Raw genomic sequence first — 1,058 nt, 5'->3', positions numbered from 1 at the left:
ACTTACAGTTGTATCTCAACGAGTTTATTTACAAATTAAACAGACGGTATTTTGGAGACAAACTCTTTGACAGACTAGTAATTGCGAATATAACAGGTGCATAAACGGATAATCAGTAAATAATTTTTATATTTGAAAAGAAATTCTTCACGAATATGCTTTATTGATTAGATAAACGATTTGGAGAATTTCATAAAGGGTTCGGCCGGATTTACACGGGTGCCCTTTTCTAAAAAACACAAATGCGTGGGCTCTTTTATGAGAAGCACCACGGCTTTCAGAAAAAAGAACCCACTGCAATCCGCAGCGGCGTTGTTTCCTGTACAGTTTGAAAAAGAAGTGAGATTATTCATGCGTGAATGCGTGAATGGTGAATGGTGAATGGTGAATGACTGAATAGTGAATGCGTGAATAGTGAATGGTGAATGACGTGTATGACACGTTTGTAAAGGATGATAAATTTAAAAATACAGGATCATTAGTTGTTCCAGAGTGTAAGGCCTACCGGTAAACATGCAGTAAAGAACAAGAGTAATAGGAGATGGCCAAATAGGCATTCTATTGTGCAAATGGGCATCATGGTAAAGGGTAAAATGATGAAGATCAAACCGGATGATCAATAGATCAGAAATGCACTTGGCAACGGTGCACAACTTGAGAATCATTAAAAAAGAACCGGATCATCCGGCTCATCAATAACCTTAAAACTATTTTTATGGTCAATTTAAACCATTTGAAAATTCCCCCGAAGGGCCAGATGCTGCTCTTCCTGTGGATGTTGCTGATGCCTGCACTTGTGTGGGCGCAGAGCGGAACGACTGTTACCTGGAATAACCAGGTTGCCTGCCTTGATTACGGATCTGAAGGCGATCCTCGTGAAGCCATGGCAGTATGGGAGGAGATCGAAGGCTCCCGCTGTATCCGCGTGTGTGAATTCAGCCAGGTAAAATACACCGTTGCCGGGCCTAACATTACCAATGTACAATGGTCTGTGTCGGGAGGCACTCTTCAGCCTCCGGGAACGCAACCTGCTTACAACGCCACCGTGAACTGGGGTA

The 1,058-nt window shown here is 42.3% G+C and carries 2 protein-coding genes and 1 pseudogene; all 3 read left to right on the top strand.

Going from position 1 to position 1,058, the window contains the following annotated elements; genetic code table 11:
• Positions 1 to 104: pseudogene (locus tag DQ356_RS11105) on the top strand (IS1595 family transposase); the annotation flags it as partial.
• A gap of 154 nt (positions 105 to 258) precedes the next feature.
• Positions 259 to 381 (top strand): hypothetical protein, encoded by a 123-nt coding sequence (locus tag DQ356_RS11410; protein ID WP_262510899.1) that lies wholly within the window; start codon positions 259 to 261, stop codon positions 379 to 381.
• 334 nt (positions 382 to 715) lie between these two features.
• Positions 716 to 1,058, top strand: a 343-nt coding sequence (locus DQ356_RS11100) for a hypothetical protein (protein ID WP_147267621.1), incomplete at its 3' end; no start/stop codon positions are given.

Source organism: Chryseobacterium lacus, assembly GCF_003336205.1.
In the GTDB taxonomy this organism is placed as follows: domain Bacteria; phylum Bacteroidota; class Bacteroidia; order Flavobacteriales; family Weeksellaceae; genus Chryseobacterium_A; species Chryseobacterium_A lacus.
The sequence above is the reverse complement of the archived record's forward strand: the minus strand, read 5'-3'. Positions and strand labels throughout refer to the sequence as shown.